This window comes from Limnohabitans sp. 2KL-3 (assembly GCF_001269405.1).
Lineage (GTDB): Bacteria > Pseudomonadota > Gammaproteobacteria > Burkholderiales > Burkholderiaceae_C > Limnohabitans_A.
The window spans coordinates 114,761-130,235 of sequence record NZ_CXON01000005.1 but is presented as its reverse complement, the minus strand read 5'-3'; the positions used below and the strand labels follow the sequence as shown (position 1 = coordinate 130,235).

General features: G+C 60.3%; 16 protein-coding genes. 13 read left to right on the top strand and 3 right to left on the bottom strand.

The window, feature by feature from the left end; translation table 11 throughout:
- Nucleotides 1-89: 89 nt before the first annotated feature.
- Nucleotides 90-962: an amidohydrolase family protein gene (locus AMM41_RS09120; RefSeq protein ID WP_089956599.1), complete on the bottom strand. Its 873-nt coding sequence runs from the start codon at nt 960-962 to the stop codon at nt 90-92.
- A 392-nt stretch (nt 963-1,354) separates the two neighbouring features.
- On the opposite strand from AMM41_RS09120, the gene AMM41_RS09115 reads away from it, so the two are divergent.
- The 9 genes from AMM41_RS09115 (at nt 1,355) to AMM41_RS09075 (ending at nt 11,195) form a co-directional block, all read left to right on the top strand.
- Nucleotides 1,355-2,164 carry a crotonase/enoyl-CoA hydratase family protein gene (locus AMM41_RS09115; RefSeq protein WP_089956597.1) on the top strand — a complete coding sequence of 270 codons (810 nt, stop codon included), beginning with the start codon at nt 1,355-1,357 and terminating at the stop codon, nt 2,162-2,164.
- A gap of 142 nt (nt 2,165-2,306) precedes the next feature.
- Complete coding sequence (locus AMM41_RS09110) at nt 2,307-4,160, top strand: feruloyl-CoA synthase (RefSeq protein WP_089956595.1); 1,854 nt, start codon at nt 2,307-2,309, stop codon at nt 4,158-4,160.
- Nucleotides 4,161-4,286: 126 nt separating this feature from the next.
- Entirely contained in the window at nt 4,287-5,537 is a 1,251-nt protein-coding gene (locus AMM41_RS09105) for a thiolase family protein (RefSeq protein WP_089956592.1), read from the top strand.
- A 280-nt stretch (nt 5,538-5,817) separates the two neighbouring features.
- A complete protein-coding gene (locus AMM41_RS09100; protein WP_089956590.1) occupies nt 5,818-6,603 on the top strand; it encodes an SDR family NAD(P)-dependent oxidoreductase in 786 nt (261 codons plus the stop codon).
- A 33-nt stretch (nt 6,604-6,636) separates the two neighbouring features.
- The gene (locus tag AMM41_RS09095; protein WP_089956587.1) at nt 6,637-7,053 is read left to right on the top strand and encodes an acyl-CoA thioesterase; all 417 of its coding nucleotides are present in this window, start codon (nt 6,637-6,639) and stop codon (nt 7,051-7,053) included.
- 16 nt (nt 7,054-7,069) lie between these two features.
- On the top strand, nt 7,070-7,741 hold the full coding sequence (locus AMM41_RS09090; RefSeq protein ID WP_089956584.1) for a flavin reductase family protein: 672 nt from the start codon (nt 7,070-7,072) through the stop codon (nt 7,739-7,741).
- A gap of 75 nt (nt 7,742-7,816) precedes the next feature.
- Nucleotides 7,817-8,818, top strand: coding sequence for a tripartite tricarboxylate transporter substrate-binding protein (locus tag AMM41_RS09085; RefSeq protein WP_089956581.1), 1,002 nt, complete (start codon nt 7,817-7,819; stop codon nt 8,816-8,818).
- 77 nt (nt 8,819-8,895) lie between these two features.
- Nucleotides 8,896-10,614: an acyl-CoA dehydrogenase family protein gene (locus AMM41_RS09080; RefSeq protein ID WP_089956578.1), complete on the top strand. Its 1,719-nt coding sequence runs from the start codon at nt 8,896-8,898 to the stop codon at nt 10,612-10,614.
- Entirely contained in the window at nt 10,611-11,195 is a 585-nt protein-coding gene (locus AMM41_RS09075; protein WP_368664969.1) for a MarR family winged helix-turn-helix transcriptional regulator, read from the top strand. Before AMM41_RS09080 ends, AMM41_RS09075 begins: the two co-directional genes overlap by 4 nt.
- On the opposite strand, the gene AMM41_RS09070 is transcribed toward AMM41_RS09075, so the two are convergent.
- Both AMM41_RS09070 and AMM41_RS09065 read right to left on the bottom strand, forming a co-directional pair.
- A complete protein-coding gene (locus AMM41_RS09070) occupies nt 11,186-11,836 on the bottom strand; it encodes a YiaD family glycine zipper/OmpA-like lipoprotein (RefSeq protein ID WP_199233531.1) in 651 nt (216 codons plus the stop codon). The genes AMM41_RS09075 and AMM41_RS09070 overlap by 10 nt on opposite strands.
- 137 nt (nt 11,837-11,973) lie before the next feature.
- Complete coding sequence (locus tag AMM41_RS09065; RefSeq protein WP_089956575.1) at nt 11,974-12,159, bottom strand: hypothetical protein; 186 nt, start codon at nt 12,157-12,159, stop codon at nt 11,974-11,976.
- A 177-nt stretch (nt 12,160-12,336) separates the two neighbouring features.
- Between AMM41_RS09065 and AMM41_RS09060 the strand changes: the two genes are divergently transcribed.
- The 4 genes from AMM41_RS09060 (at nt 12,337) to grpE (ending at nt 15,409) form a co-directional block, all read left to right on the top strand.
- Entirely contained in the window at nt 12,337-12,834 is a 498-nt protein-coding gene (locus AMM41_RS09060) for an outer membrane beta-barrel protein (protein WP_089956572.1), read from the top strand.
- A 169-nt stretch (nt 12,835-13,003) separates the two neighbouring features.
- The gene (locus tag AMM41_RS09055; protein WP_089956570.1) at nt 13,004-14,191 is read left to right on the top strand and encodes a fumarylacetoacetate hydrolase family protein; all 1,188 of its coding nucleotides are present in this window, start codon (nt 13,004-13,006) and stop codon (nt 14,189-14,191) included.
- Nucleotides 14,192-14,346: 155 nt separating this feature from the next.
- Complete coding sequence (locus AMM41_RS09050; protein ID WP_089956566.1) at nt 14,347-14,697, top strand: FKBP-type peptidyl-prolyl cis-trans isomerase; 351 nt, start codon at nt 14,347-14,349, stop codon at nt 14,695-14,697.
- A gap of 151 nt (nt 14,698-14,848) precedes the next feature.
- Nucleotides 14,849-15,409, top strand: a complete 561-nt coding sequence (grpE, locus tag AMM41_RS09045) for a nucleotide exchange factor GrpE (protein WP_089956563.1) — start codon at nt 14,849-14,851, stop codon at nt 15,407-15,409.
- Nucleotides 15,410-15,475 lie beyond the last annotated feature (66 nt).

The window sequence follows — 15,475 nt, the reverse complement described above, 5'->3', positions numbered from 1 at the left end:
CTCTTTGCGATGGGCCTTGCAGACCAACCCCCATCGCCCCGAGGGCGGGGCTCCTACAACGGCCATGCCATTCACCCCGTTGACGGCGGTCACACCGCTTTGTCCAGGCCCAACAAACGGATCGCATTGCCCTTCAAAATGCCGGGCATCACCTCGGGTTTGAAACCTGCCACCTCAAAGTCTTTCATCCAGCGTTCGGGCGTGATCAGAGGGTAGTCGCTGCCAAACAAAATGCGGTCTTTGAGCAAGGTGTTGGCGTATTGCACCAATTGCTTGGGAAAGTACTTGGGGCTCCAGCCCGACAGGTCAATCCACACATTGGGCTTGTGGGTGGCCACGCTCAGGGCCTCGTCTTGCCAAGGAAAACTCGGGTGCGCCATGACGATCTGCATGTCGGGCCAGTCAATGGCCACATCGTCCAGGTGCATGGGGTTGCTGTAGGCCAGGCGCAGACCGCCACCGCAACGCATGCCCGAGCCAATGCCACTGTGTCCGGTATGGAAAATCGCGGGCAATTTGTATTCGTTGATCACATCGTAAATGGGCCAAGCCATCTTGTCGTAGGGGTGGTAGCCCTGCACCGTGGGGTGAAATTTGAAACCCTTGATGCCCTCTTCCTTGATCAAGCGCTCGGCCTCGCGTGCGCCCATCTTGCCCTTGTGTGGGTCGATGCTGGCAAAGGCAATCATCATGTCGCTGTTGTCGCGTGCTGCCTTGGCGATCTCTTCATTGGGAATGCGGCGGCGGCCCAGCTGCGATTCGCTGTCCACGGTGAACATGACCAAGCCGATCTTGCGCTCGCGGTAATAAGCCACGGTCTCTTCGATGGTCGGGCGGCGGTTGCTGCCAAAGAACTTGTCGGCCGCGCGGTCGTACTCTTCGCCGTAGTTGTCAAACGGATTCCAGCAGCTCACCTCGGCATGGGTGTGGATGTCGATGGCAATCAGGTCTTGGTGGTTCATGGGGCTCCTTCGCAGCAAATAGGGGTGAACAATAGCCGATCACGCGCAAGGCCAAGGTCACAAGCAAGACCACCCCCTCCATCGCCCCGAGGGCGGGGCTCCTACAAAGTGCAAGGCAATATCCCTGTGATGCGCGGCAATGTCCTTGTAGGAGCGACGCCCTCGTCGCGATAACCCTCGCAGACCACCCCCCATCGCCCCGAGGGCGGGGCTCCTACAAAAACACCATCCCCCGAGGGCGGGGCTCCCACAAAAAAGAAAGGTTCCCCCTGGAACAGGCCCTGTAAACCTAGGGAAAACACCAAGCACAAAAATGCTGGTCACTGGTCACAATATGGTTATCAATAATAACTTTCTTGGCGTCTTGGCCAAGTCTGAAGAAAGGCCTTGCCATGACCGACATCCATCACCCCATCCTCGAACGCGCAGCCGCCAACGGCGTGGCTTTGGACATGCAAGGGGCCGTCGCGGTGGTGCGCCTTTGCCGTCCGGCCAAGCGCAATGCACTGAATGACGCCCTGATTGAAGCGCTGCGCGATGTGTTTCAGAACCTGCCGCCTGAAGCGGGTGCCGCCGTGATCCATGGCGAGGGCGACCACTTTTGTGCAGGACTCGATTTGTCTGAATTGAAAGAGCGCGATGCCGGTGAAGGCATTCACCACTCGCGCAGCTGGCATGTGGCCTTGAACGCGGTCGAGCAAGGCCGTGTGCCCGTGGTGGCCGCTTTGCATGGCGCGGTGGTGGGCGGAGGCCTGGAGCTGGCCAGCGCCAGCCACATTCGCGTGGCCGATGAAAGCACTTTTTACGCGCTGCCCGAAGGCACACGCGGCATTTTTGTGGGCGGCGGTGGCTCGGTGCGTGTGCCCAAGCTGATTGGCGCAGCCCGCATGACCGACATGATGCTCACGGGCCGCGTGTACAACGCACAAGACGGCGAGCGCGTGGGCCTGGCGCAGTACCTGGTGCCCACCGGCACGGCCTTGACCAAGGCCATCGAGCTGGCCACCCGCATCGCCACCAACGCCCCCCTGACCAACTTTGCTTTGACACACGCCCTGCCCCGCATTGCCGAGCAGCCGGCCGACCACGGCTTGTTCACCGAAGCGCTGATGGCCTCGATTGCCCAATCCGCCCCTGAAGCCAAAGCCCGCGTGCGTGCCTTCCTGGAAGGCAAGGCTGCCAAAGTACAGAAGGCGGGTTGACCGTTGGGCGTTGACCGTTGGGCGTTTTGTGTTGAGCGTTGCTCAAACACCTTGAACCCACGCTCAACGCCAAACCCCGAACGCAAAACCCAACACGCCCAAGGCACAACGCCCATCGCCCAAGGCCATCACCGGAGACCCCATGAACGCCCCCCAATTTCGTCCACTCAAATTCGGCGTGACGCGTGTCAGTTTGCGCGATGGCGTGCCCGGCACGCATTACCTCAAGGCTGACCAAGACCTGCAGGCTTTTCCGGATCGCCTGACCGACCGCCTGCAGCACTGGGCGCAGGTCAAGCCCGAGCACAGCTTCATGGCCCGCCGCATCCCGCAAGCCGATGGCACTTTGGGCGACTGGAAGCACATCAGCTACGCGCAGGCCTGGCACTCGGCACGCTGCATTGCGCAGGGCCTGATCGAACGTGGCCTGAACGCCGAACGCCCCGTCGTCATCCTGAGCGAAAACAGCCTCGAGCACGCTTTGCTGGCCTTGGGTTGCCTGGTGGCGGGCGTGCCTTATGTCCCCACCTCACCGCCCTACTCGCTGGTCAGTGTGGACTACGACAAGCTCAAGCATGTGCTGCGCACCGTCACACCCGGCCTGGTGTTTGCCTCGGACGCCCGCTATGCCAAAGCCATTGCCGCCACCGTGGGTGAAGACATGGAGGTCGTGATGGTCAAAGGCGAGGTGCCTGGCCGCACGGTCACGGCTTTTGACAGCCTGTGCGCCACCGCTCCCACACCGGCCGTGGACGCCGCCATGGCCGCCACCGGCCCCGACACCATTGCCAAATTTTTGTTCACCAGCGGCTCCACCAAGCTGCCCAAGGCCGTCATCAACACCAACCGCCTGTGGTGCGCCAACCAGCAACAAATGGCCCAGTCGATGCCGGTGCTTGCCGAAAGCGAACTGGTGCTGGTCGATTGGCTGCCCTGGAACCACACCTTTGGTGGCAACCACAACTTTGGCATGACCGTGTTCCACGGCGGCACGCTCTACATCGACGACGGCAAGCCCACCCCGGCCTTGATGCACGAGACCTTGCGCAACCTGCGCGACATCGCGCCCACCGTGTACTTCAACGTGCCCACCGGCTTTGAAGCCATTGCCCACGCCATGCAAACCGACGACCAGCTGCGCAAAACGCTGCTGTCACGCGTGCAGATGTTCTTTTACGCCGGCGCTGCTTTGGCCCAGCCCATTTGGGACAGCCTGTATGCCAGCCAAGAGCGTGAAGTGGGCGAGCGCATCGTCATGGGCACAGGTCTGGGCATGACCGAGTCCGGCCCCTTTGGCATCTTTGTGACCAACCCCTTTGTGCAAGCGGGCGACTTGGGTGTGCCCACACCCGGGCTGGAGCTGAAGCTGGTCGACACCGATGGCAAAACCGAGGTGCGCTACCGAGGCCCCAACATCACACCCGGCTACTGGCGCAACCCCGAAGAAACCGCCGGTGCGTTTGACGAAGAAGGCTTTTTCAAGACCGGCGACGCGGTCAAGTGGATCGACGAGACCGATGTGCACCTGGGCCTGAAATTTGACGGTCGCATTGCCGAAGACTTCAAGCTGGCCACCGGCACCTTTGTGAGCGTGGGGCCGCTGCGGGCCAAAATCATCGCAGCGGGAGCCCCCTACATTCAGGACGCGGTGCTGACTGGCATCAACCTGAAAGAAGTCGGTGCCATGATTTTCCCGACACCGGCGGTGCGCGCTTTGAGCGGTTTGCCTGCCGACGTGCCTTTGTCTGAAGTTTTGGCCTCGGCCCCGGTGCTGGCCAAGTTCCAGGACATCGTCAACACGCTGGCCCAATCGGCAACTGGCAGCGCCAACCGCATTGCCCGCCTGTGCCTGCTGAGCGAGCCGCCCACCATCGACAAGGGCGAGATCACCGACAAGGGCTCGATCAACCAGCGCTCGGTGCTCACCCACCGCGCCGACACCGTGGCGGCGCTGCACGCTGACACGCTGCATTACATCGTCAAACCCCAAATTTGACCTGTAGGTCGGCGGCTTCAGCCCCGACATGAAGCTGTCCAAAACCAGCCATGTCGGACCTGAAGGTGCCGACCTACGGAACAGCCCCCAAATCGGATTTAAAGATTCGAATCACAAGGAAAAAACATGGCTTCCAAAGGATTTTTCAACGCGTTTGCCGATGTGTGGATGCACGAAGGTGTGCGCACCCCCATGGTCGATTACTGCGGCACACTGGGCCACATCTCGCCCACAGACTTGGGCATCAAAGCCGCCCGCGAAGCATTGAAGCGCGCAGGCATTGCGCCGACCGAGATCGGCTCGGTCATCACCGGCAACATGGCCCCTGGCGACTTTGACCAATTCTTCTTGCCGCGCCACATTGGTTTGTATACCGGCGTGCCGCAAGAAGTGCCCGCCATCATGACCCAGCGCATTTGCGGCACCGGCTTTGAGCTGTTTCGCCAAGCGGGCGAACAGATCGAAGCGGGCGTGTGCGAGGCCGCCTTGGTGGTCGGCACTGAGAGCATGACGCGCAACCCGATTGCCGCCTTTGACCACCGCACCGGTTTCAAACTGGGTGCTCCCGTGGGCTTCAAAGACTATATGTGGGAAGCGCTGAAAGACCCGGCCGCAGGCATCAACATGATCCAGACGGCCGAGAACCTGGCCAAAAAATACAACATCACCCGCGAAGAGGTGGATCAGTTCGCGTCCGACTCGTTTGCCAAGGCCGTGGCCGCCCAAGCAGCCGGTTTTCATGCGGGCGAGATCGTGCCTGTGGTCACTGAAAAGTTTGAACTCGAAGGCTACAAAGCCCGTGGCATCAAGCTGCAAGGCAAGGTCACCGAAGTGGCCACCGACACGCACCCCCGCATCTCGCCGCCCGAAGTGCTGGCCAAGCTCAAGTCCGTCTATGAAGGCGGCGTGCAAACCGGCGGCAACAGCGCGGCTTTGGTCGATGCCGCCGCCGCTTGTGTGGTGACTTCTGGCGCGTATGCCAAGGCGAACGGCAAAAAACCGCTGGCCCGCGTGGTGGCGGCAGCCGCTGTGGGCGTGCCACCCGAAATCATGGGCATTGGCCCAGCGCCAGCCATTCGCCTGCTGCTGGAACGCACTGGCCTGAAGCTGTCCGACATCGGCCGCTTTGAAATCAACGAAGCGCAGGGTGCACAAACCCTGGCCGTGGCGAAAGAGCTGGGCCTGGATGTGTCCAAGCTCAATGTGAACGGCGGCGCCATTGCACTGGGCCACCCCCTGGCCGCCACCGGCGTGCGCTTGACCATCACGCTGGCGCGTGAACTCCAGCGCTCTGGTTTGCGCTACGGCATCTCCAGCGCATGCGTGGGCGGCGGGCAAGGCATTGCGCTGTTGATCGAAAACCCTGAAGGCGCATGAAATGAACGCGTAGGTCGGCGGCTTAAGCCCCGACATGTTCGCTGTCTGCGGGCATTTGTCGGGGCTGAAGCCACCGACCTACAAAAATACAAAGTGCAAAAACCCGTAGGTCGGCACCTTCAGGTCCGACATGTTTGTGGTCTGCAAGCATTTGTCGGGGCTAAAGCCACCGACCTACAAAAATACAAAGTGCAAGAACCCGTAGGTCGGCGGCTTTAGCCCCGACATGTATCCGAAACGTCGGACCAGAAGGTCCGACCTACAACAGAAAGGTCTCGACATGAACATCCAAGGACAAGCAGCACTGGTCACCGGCGGTGGCTCCGGTTTGGGCGAAGCCACGGCCCGCGAATTGGCCCGTCTGGGCGCAAAAGTCGCCGTGCTCGATCTGAACATGGCCAACGCCGAGCGCGTGGCAGCCGACATTGGCGCGCAATATGGCAACGGCTGCGCCGTGGCAGTGCACTGCAATGTGAGTGACCCAGACAGCATGGCCAAAGCCATCGAGACCGCTGCCGCTGCGCACGGCCCGGCCCGCATCCTGATGCAAATCGCGGGCATTGGCACCGCCAAGCGCGTGGTCGGCAAAGACGGCAAAGCCGCGCCTTTGGAAGAGTTTGCCAAGGTGATCAACGTCAACTTGATTGGCACTTACAACGCGGCGCGTTTGTTTGCCGAAGCCTGCACCAAGCTGGACCCCATGGAAGATGGCGCTCGTGGTGTGATGGTCTTCACCGCATCGGTGGCGGCTTTTGACGGCCAAGTGGGCCAGCAAGCCTACAGCGCCTCCAAGGCGGGCGTGGTGGGCATGACACTGCCCATGGCGCGTGACTTGGCACAACACGGCATCCGCGTGTGCACCATCGCCCCTGGCCTGTTCAAAACACCGCTGCTGGCCAGCTTGCCCGAGCCGGTGCAGCAGTCCCTGGCCGCCAGCATCCCCTTCCCGGCACGCCTGGGCAAGCCCAGCGAATTTGCCGAACTGGCCTGCCACATCGTCAGCAACGACCACCTGAACGGCGAAGTCATCCGTTTGGACGGTGCCTTGCGCATGGCGCCTCGCTGAGGTGGGGCTCATCGTCCAACGAAGAAACAAGCCATGAAAACTGTTGTCTACGAAGTGCAAGTGATGTTCGGTGACTGCGACCCCGCAGGCATCGTTTTTTTCCCCAATTTTTCCAAATGGATGGACGCCTCGTCGCTGAACTTCTTTGTGAAGTGCGGCGTGCTGCCTTGGCGTGAATTGGTCAAGACGCGCGGCATCATTGGCACGCCGCTCTTGGAAATCAACACCAAATTCATCCGCCCCGCCACCTACGGCGAAACCCTGCAGGTGCACACCAGTGTTCAAGAGTGGCGCGACAAAGTGTTTGTGCACAAACACGTGGTCATGCGCGGCGAAACCGTGCTGTGCGAAGGCACCGAAGTGCGAGCCTTTTGCATCAAGCACCCCGAAGACCCTGACCGCATCAAAGCCATCCCGGTGCCCGAAGACATCCGCGCTTTGTGCACTTGATACACCGACTTGAGCCATGTACTACGAACCCGGCGTCACCCCGCACGGCCTGCCGCACGACCCCTTCAAGTCGTGTGTGATCCCGCGCCCCATCGGCTGGATCTCCACGGTGGATGCCCAAGGCCGCCACAACTTGGCCCCGTACAGCCAATTTCAAAACGTGACGTTTGACCCGCCCATCGTCATGTTCAGCGCCAACCAAACCACCCAAGGTGAGCGCAAAGACTCGGTGCGCAACGCCGAACAAACCGGTGAGTTTGTCTGGAACATGGCCACCTACGCCCTGCGCGATGCGGTCAACATCTCGGCCGAAGAAGTGCCCCACGGCGTGGACGAATTCGAGCGTGCAGGCCTCACCAAACTGCCCAGCCACCGGGTCAAGCCCATGCGGGTCCAAGGCTCGCCCATTCAGTTTGAATGCGTGTACCTCAACAGCCTGCGCTTTCCCGGCAAGCCGCCCATGGGCAGCGCCGACGTGGTGTTTGGCCGTGTGGTGGCCATCCACATCGACGACGAGATCATCAATGGCCAAGGCCTGATCGACGTGCTCAAAATCCAGCCACTCGCTCGCATGGGCTACTACGACTACACCTTTGTCGACCAGCAATTTCAAATGGTCATCCCCGGCAACAGCCAAGCCCTGCTGGCGGGGCTGGAGGGCTCGGCGGACAAAGCGGCCAAGTCCTGATCTGAACACTCCAACGCCCTCTTTTTTCACCCCCGTTCGTTCAACCTTATACAACCACGCCTCCAGGAGACAAGCATGAGCAACCGTCGCGAATTCATCCAATCCACCCTTGGTGCCGCCATTTTGGGCAGCACCGCATTCCAGCAAGCCTGGGCGCAAAGTGGCCTGCCCATTGAGCAAGTCAAAGTGCTCTACGGCTTCCCGCCCGGCAGCTCGGGTGACATCTGCGCCCGCCGCGTGGCCGAAAAATTTGGCGGCACGCCTTACAGCAAAAACGCCGGCATCATCGACAGCAAGCCAGGTGCAGGCGGCCAGATTGCCCTGAACCTGCTCAAAAGCGCCCCAGCCGACGGCTCGGTGCTGGCCATGACCCCGTTCTCGGCCATCTCGCTTTACCCACACATCTTCAAAAACCTGCAGTACAAGCCCTTTGAAGACTTCACGCCCGTGGGCACCGCGTCGATGATTCACCACGGTTTTGCCGTGGGCCCCATGGTGCCGGCCAGCGTCAAAAACGTGAAAGACTTCATCGTCTGGGCCAAAGCCAACCCCGCACAAGCCAGCTACGGCTCGCCCGCTGCAGGCTCCACACCGCACTTCATTGGCGCCTTGCTCGGCCTGAACCAGAACTTCGAGTTCAAGCATGTGCCTTACCGTGGCTCGGTGCCCGGCGTGACCGATGTGGTCGGCGGCCAGATCGCTTGCATGTTCACCCCACACGGCGACTTCATTGCCAACCACAAAGCCGGCAAGATGCGCATTTTGGCCACCTCGGGCAAAACCCGTTCACCCTTTGTGCCCGATGTCGCCACCTTTGCCGAGCAAGGCTTTCCTGAATTGACCGTGGAAGAGTGGTTTGGCTTTTACGCTCCCGCCAAAACCCCGGCCAACGTGGTGCAAGCGGCCAATGCAGCCATCAATGCCGCCCTCAAAGACAAAGGCGTGTTGGACGCCTTGACCGTGGTCGGCCTGATTCCGTTTGGCGGCACGGTGGCAGACCAACTCAAGAGCTCGCAAGTGGAACTCGAGCGCTGGGGTCCCCTGATCAAGCGCATCGGCTTCAGCATCGATTCCTGATTCAGAAGACTGATATCGTGTAGTCCGGCGCTGCTTGATGGCAGCGCCGGATTTTTTCCATTGAGCCCCCAAAACCCATGAACGCCTACCAACCCCGCACCGACGACATGCAGTTTGTGCTGTCCCGTGTTTTGAATGCGCCCGCCCAGCTGCAAGCCCTGCCCGCCTTTGCCGAGGTCGACCCTCCCCTCATGCAGCAAGTGCTCGAAGAAGCAGGCAAGTTCGTGGGCGAGGTGATTGCCCCGCTCAACCGCGACGGGGATGAAATCGGTGCGCAATGGAAAGACGGCACCGTCACCATGCCGCCGGGCTTCAAAGACGCTTACCAGGCGTTTTGGCAAGCGGGCTGGCCTGCCCTGGCTGCCAGCGCCGAAGACGGCGGGCAAGGCTTGCCCACCGTGCTCGAAGCCATGCTCTACGAAATGCTGAGCGCCGCCAACCACGGCTGGACCATGGCCCCTGGACTGTTGCACGGCGCTTATGAATGCATCAAGCACCACGCGAGTGACGAACTCAAAGCGCTGTACCTGGAGAAAGTGGCGACCGGCGAATGGCTGGCCACCATGTGCTTGACCGAGCCCCATGCGGGCTCAGACCTGGGACTGGCCCGAACCAAAGCCGTGCCCCTGCCTGATGGCCAGTACGCCGTCAGCGGCACCAAAATTTTCATCTCGGGCGGCGAACACGACCTGACCGACAACATCGTGCACCTGGTGCTGGCCCGCCTGCCCGATGCACCGCCCGGGCCCAAAGGCCTGTCGCTGTTCCTCGTGCCCAAGTGCTACCCCGACGGCTCGCGCAGCCGCGTGCACTGCGACCGCATCGAAGAAAAAATGGGCCTGCACGGCAGCCCCACCTGCGTGATGCGCTTTGACGAAGCGGTCTCTTCCATCGTGGGCGAGCCCGGCAAAGGCTTGGGCGCCATGTTTGTGATGATGAACGCCGCCCGATTGCATGTGGCCCTGCAAGGCATTGGCCTGCTGGATGCCGCCTGGCAAAAGGCCGACGCCTATGCACAAGAGCGCCGCCAAATGCGAGCGCCGGGCAAAGGCAGGTCGGCGGGCGAAGCGGATTTGATTGGCGAGCACCCCGCCATGCGCCGCATTTTGGACACACAACGCGCCTGGGTTGACGCCGGTCGGGTGCTGGCCTACCGCACCGCGCTCGAACTCGACCTGATCAAGCACAGCCCCGACGCTGCGGCCCAAGCCGCCGCCCAGCGCTGGTGCGCTCTGGTCACGCCGGTCATGAAATCGGTCTTCACCCACCAAGCCTTTCATGGCGGCAGCGACTGCCTGCAGGTGTTTGGCGGGCATGGCTACGTGCGCGAATGGGGCATCGAGCAGATCGTGCGAGACGCCCGTGTGGCCATGATTTACGAAGGCACCAACGAAATCCAGGCGATTGACCTGCTGGTGCGCAAAGTGCTGGCCGATGGCGGCACCGGCATGAACGCCTTGCTGGACACCCTGGCTGCCGACTTGCCACCCCACCACAAAGCCAGCACGCCAGCAGCAGCCCGTCTCCAGACCCTGCGTGCCGTGACCGCGCAAATCGTCAAGGCCGCAGCGCAAGACACCGCCCTGCCCTACCGCGTGGCCGACGATTATTTGCGTGCTGTGGCGCTGGTGCTCATGGACTGGGCCTGGCTGCGCATCGAGTCGGGTGTGGACGCCGACACACCCCATGCCCAAACCCGTTGGCTGACACCGGCCAAGGCCCTGCGCAGCTGGGTTCTGCCCGAATTTCAAATGCGCACCTTCATCATCGTGCAGCAATGCATGGCCGCCGCATGAGCTACGACGTGCCCATCACCCCGCAAGCTGGCAAAGTGGCAGAAAAAGGGGCCCATCCGGCCACCATGGTATTGGCCCCCAAAACCCCGCGCACCCCCTCGGCCAAAGCGCTGCGCCCCAGTGCCAAGGTGGCCAAGTCTGCGGCGACCAGCGCAGAGCAAGTGGACACCCGCTACCTGCAAAGCCTGATGGGCTACAACGCACGGCGTGCAGCCCTGAGCATCATTGAGTTGTTTTTGGAGCGGCTCGCGCCCTATGGCCTCAAGCCCGTGGACTTTTCGGTCATGTCCACCATTGGCCACAACCCCGGTGTGACCTCGCGCCAGCTGTGCGCGGCCTTGAATTTGTTGCCCCCCAACTTGGTGGGGCTGATCCAGTCACTCGAAGCTCGGGGCCTGATCGAGCGCAAGCCCCACCCGCACGACGGTCGCGCCGTCGGCCTGCACGCCACACCCAAGGGCCAGGCCTTGATGGTGCAAGCCGAACAAACGGCCACCGAGCTCGAAACCGAAAAAACCGCCAAGCTCACGCCCGCCGAGCGCAAGACGCTCGTGGCGCTGCTGCAAAAAATTTACTTCTGACCGCGCTCGGCCAAAAAGATGTCGATGCGGCGGTTGCGGGCCCGGCCATCGGCGCTGCCGTTGTCGGCAATCGGTTCACGCGAACCCCGGCCATCAATGGCGATGCGTGCACTGCTCACACCACGGGCCACCAAGTAGTCGCGAGCACTTTGCGCACGGTTGACTGACAAAGGGTTGTTGATGGCATCGCTGCCGGTGTTGTCGGTGTGACCCACAATGCGCACTTCCATGCTCGGCTGCTGGCTCAGACCTTGGGCAAACTGGTCCAGAATCGGGCGCAAATTGGCCTTGATGTCGGCACGGCCTGTGTCAAATGAAATGTCGTTGGGAATGCTCAGCTTGAGCTGGTTGTCTGCCGTTTGTGTGACCACCGTTCCCGTGCCAGCCGTGGCTTGCTCCATGGCGCGTTTTTTGTCTTCCATGTTTTTGGACCAGATGTAACCGCCCAAAGCCCCCAAACCCGCGCCAATGGCGGTGGACTTGCTGTCACGCCCCAAAATTTGACCCGCCACCGCACCGATCACGGCACCGGTACCCGCCCCCTTTTGCTCTTGTGTTGCCGTCGCGCAACCGGTCAACAAAACAGCCACGGCGCTGGCCAAAACGCCCATGTGGGTCAAAGCAGATTTTGGGGTGAACATAAAAAAGTCCTTTCAGTCATTGAACGCAGCTGAATTTAACCCGCCACAAATGGATGACCTGTGACTTGGCACACAAAAATTGCAAGCAATCGTGTCAGCCCGCCCCACAAACCCTGAAACCACCCCTTGCAACAGACCTAAGCGCCCAACTCAATGGCCACGTAGGCGGTGACCAAACTCACAAAAGCGATGCCCACCAACAAGGTCAGGGTGCTGTGTTTGCGAAAAAAATAGACCAGTGAAGCCGCGTCCATTTTCCCGCCCTTGCGCCCAGCGCCACTGCGGCGACGACGCCGGGACTGGGATTCTTTGAGCTTGTTCATGGGCATCTCCTGGACAAAGAACGGTAGGGAAAGCGCACGACACCGAAGGCTCGAAAGCAAATCTTCAAAATCGTTGATTTCAATTTTTTTATGATAAATTTGGGAAATTATGAATCAAGATCAGATTGATCATGATTTTTATACCGTTTCAATCGCACAACCAACCCAGGCGCCCCCATGAAAATCACTGCACTTCTGGCCTTGGTGGCCTTGTCCACAGGCACCGCATTTGCACAAAGCAACCCCAAGGACTTTTTGGGCTATTACGAAGGCGTGCAATTGGGCAGTAACAGTGCCACCGTGTCGGGTCCGTCCTTGGACACCACCACCAAGTCCATCTACCCCTCCATCGTGCTGGGCTACAACATCATGCACAACAACATGCTGGTGGGCGTTGAAGGTTTTGCCGATTACCACAAGAAATCATCGACCGGTATCGTGGCCGGTGTGACCTTCAAAGCCGGCAAAATCATCAACCACACCTTGGTCTATGCACGCGCTGGCGTCAAAGGCGACATGCCCAGCTACCGCCCCCAAGTGGGCCTGGGATTGGAACAACGCCTGACCCGCGACATGACACTGAGCGGCATCCTCACTTATGACGTCATCAACAAAGACGGCGTCAAACGCACCAACAACAACGCCGCCATCGGCCTGAACTTTTATATCCATTAAGAGGGTGCCTTGCTGGCTCAATCAGACCCTTTTGCGGGTCTGATGGCGCGCCATCACGCCTCAAAATGGCAACACCCCACGCATCCCAAGCCTGTTGTTGTGCCAAGGTGACAGGGTTTCGATCAAGCGTCTGACAACATCGCGCTTTTTGATGGAACGAGGCTTGAACATGTTGAACTCGCATTTGCCACAAGACGCCCATACAGCTATGTTGATCGGGCGTTTGTGGGTTCCTGAGGCCGGAGCTCATGTGGTGGCTGTGACGCCGCAAGATGTGTTCGATTTGTCAGAGTTGGCCTCCACCAGCAGTGCTTTGCTGGAGTTGCCCGATGTGGCCACACGGGTACAAGATTTTGTCAATTCAGGTCTCGCACCTGTTTTGTGCAGTACCGATCAAGCCCTTGACAACAGCCTGCAGGCGCAGCACAAGCCTGATGCGCCATGGTTCATGGCCCCTTGCGATTTACAGGCGGTCAAAGCGGCGGGTGTGACCTTTGTGGCGAGCATGTTGGAGCGGGTGATTGAAGAGCAAGCCCGTGGCGATGCCAGTCGCGCCGAAGCCGTCCGGCAAGCGGTGGTGGCGGTCATTGGCGACAATTTGCGCAGCGTGGTGCCCGGCTCTGAACAGGCCGCGCAACTCAAGCAGGTGCTGCTGTCACAAGGCATGTGGTCGCAGTATTTAGAGGTCGGCATTGGCCCCGATGCCGAAATTTTCACCAAATCTCAACCCATGAGCGCCGTCGGCAGCGGTGCCTGGGTGGGCATTCACCCGGCAAGCCAATGGAACAACCCCGAGCCCGAAATTGTGTTGGCGGCCAACTCACGCGGGCAGGTCGTGGGGGCCACCTTGGGCAACGATGTGAATTTGCGAGATTTTGAGGGCCGCAGCGCCCTGCTTTTGGGCAAGGCCAAAGACAACAATGCGAGCTGCGCCATCGGTCCGTTCATTCGGCTTTTTGATGCGCAATTCGGCATTGAAGATGTGCGGCAGTGTGAGTTGCGCCTTGAAGTCCAAGGGCCCGAGGGCTTTGTCATGCAAGGCAGCAGTTCATTGAGCCAAATCAGCCGGGATCCACTCGATTTGGTGCATCAGGCCATGGGCCCCTACCACCAATACCCCGATGGCATGGTGCTGTTTCTGGGCACCATGTTCGCACCCACCCAAGACCGTCACGGCCCAGGCCAAGGCTTCACCCATGTGGTGGGCGATGTGGTGAGTGTGTCCACACCCAAGTTGGGCACCTTGGTCAACACGGTCACCACCTCTGACCTGGCCCCACCGTGGACCTACGGCGTGCAGGCCCTGATGCGTGATTTGGCCTCCAGACCCCTGGCTCATCGATCCGACAAGCGCTGACTGTTGGTTTTGCGATGACCTGCTTTCCAAAAGTGATTCATTGGGAATGCACTGGGGCAGAACGCTGAGCCTGGCGCAGGCTGGCATAATTTTGGGTTTTACACACACGGCGCTGTGGATCACTGGCCGTGTTTCTTTTTGACAGAAAGCTTTCCATGAACACCACTCCCTCTGGCTTGCAGTACGAAGACACCGTTGTCGGCGATGGCGCAGTGGCCACACCTGGCCAGGATGTGACCGTGCACTACACCGGCTGGCTTTACAAAGATGGCCAGCAAGGTGCCAAGTTTGATTCGAGCCGCGACCGCCGTGACCCCTTTGTGTTTGGTCTGGGTGCCGGCATGGTCATCAAAGGCTGGGACGAGGGTGTGGCTGGCATGAAGGTGGGCGGTCAGCGCACACTGATCATCCCTTCTGAGCTGGGCTATGGTGCACGCGGCGCAGGTGGCGTGATTCCACCCAATGCCACGCTGAAGTTTGATGTGGAATTGCTGGCCCTGAACTGAGCGCACATCGGCTGCATTGGGGCAAAACCCGCCAGTTGGCGGGTTTTTTCTTGCGCGGCACCCCTGCCCACTTTTCAGTCAAATTCCCCCCTTGAAGCCCTCCAATACGCCCCTACATAAGAGGGGTATTCATTTTTTGCGGACATTGTTCATGTCAGAAGCCACACAAAACTCCCAAACCCAAGCCTTGAGCGACGAAGAATTGGCCGCCGTAGCCGCCATGGCCGCGTCCTCCCAAGCCACCGATCCTTTGGCCGATGCCCAAGCCGAATTGGTCAACTTGAAAGCGCAAAACGCCGATTTGGCCGACCAGTACCTGCGTGCCCAAGCCGATGTGCAAAACGCCCGCCGCCGTGCCGAAGACGAGATCAGCAAGGCTCGCAAATTTGCTGTCGAGGGTTTTGCCGACAGTTTGCTGCCGGTGCTGGACAGCCTGGAAGCGGGCCTGGCCATCCCCAATGCCACGCTCGAGCAGATCCGCGAAGGCTCGCAAGCCACCTTGCGCCAGCTCAAAAGCGCCTTGGAGCGCAACAAAGTGGTCGAGATTGCACCGCCTGCCGGCACCAAATTTGACCCACACCACCACCAGGCCATCAGTGTGGTGCCCGCCGAGCAAGAGCCCAACACCGTGGTCACGGTGCTGCAAAAGGGCTATTCCATCGCTGAGCGCGTGCTGCGTCCGGCCTTGGTGACGGTGACCGCGCCCAAATAATCAAAAACCTTTTTTGGTGTGTGGGGACTTGAAAAGCCACCCCGCTGCCCCAACTGCAAATCATCT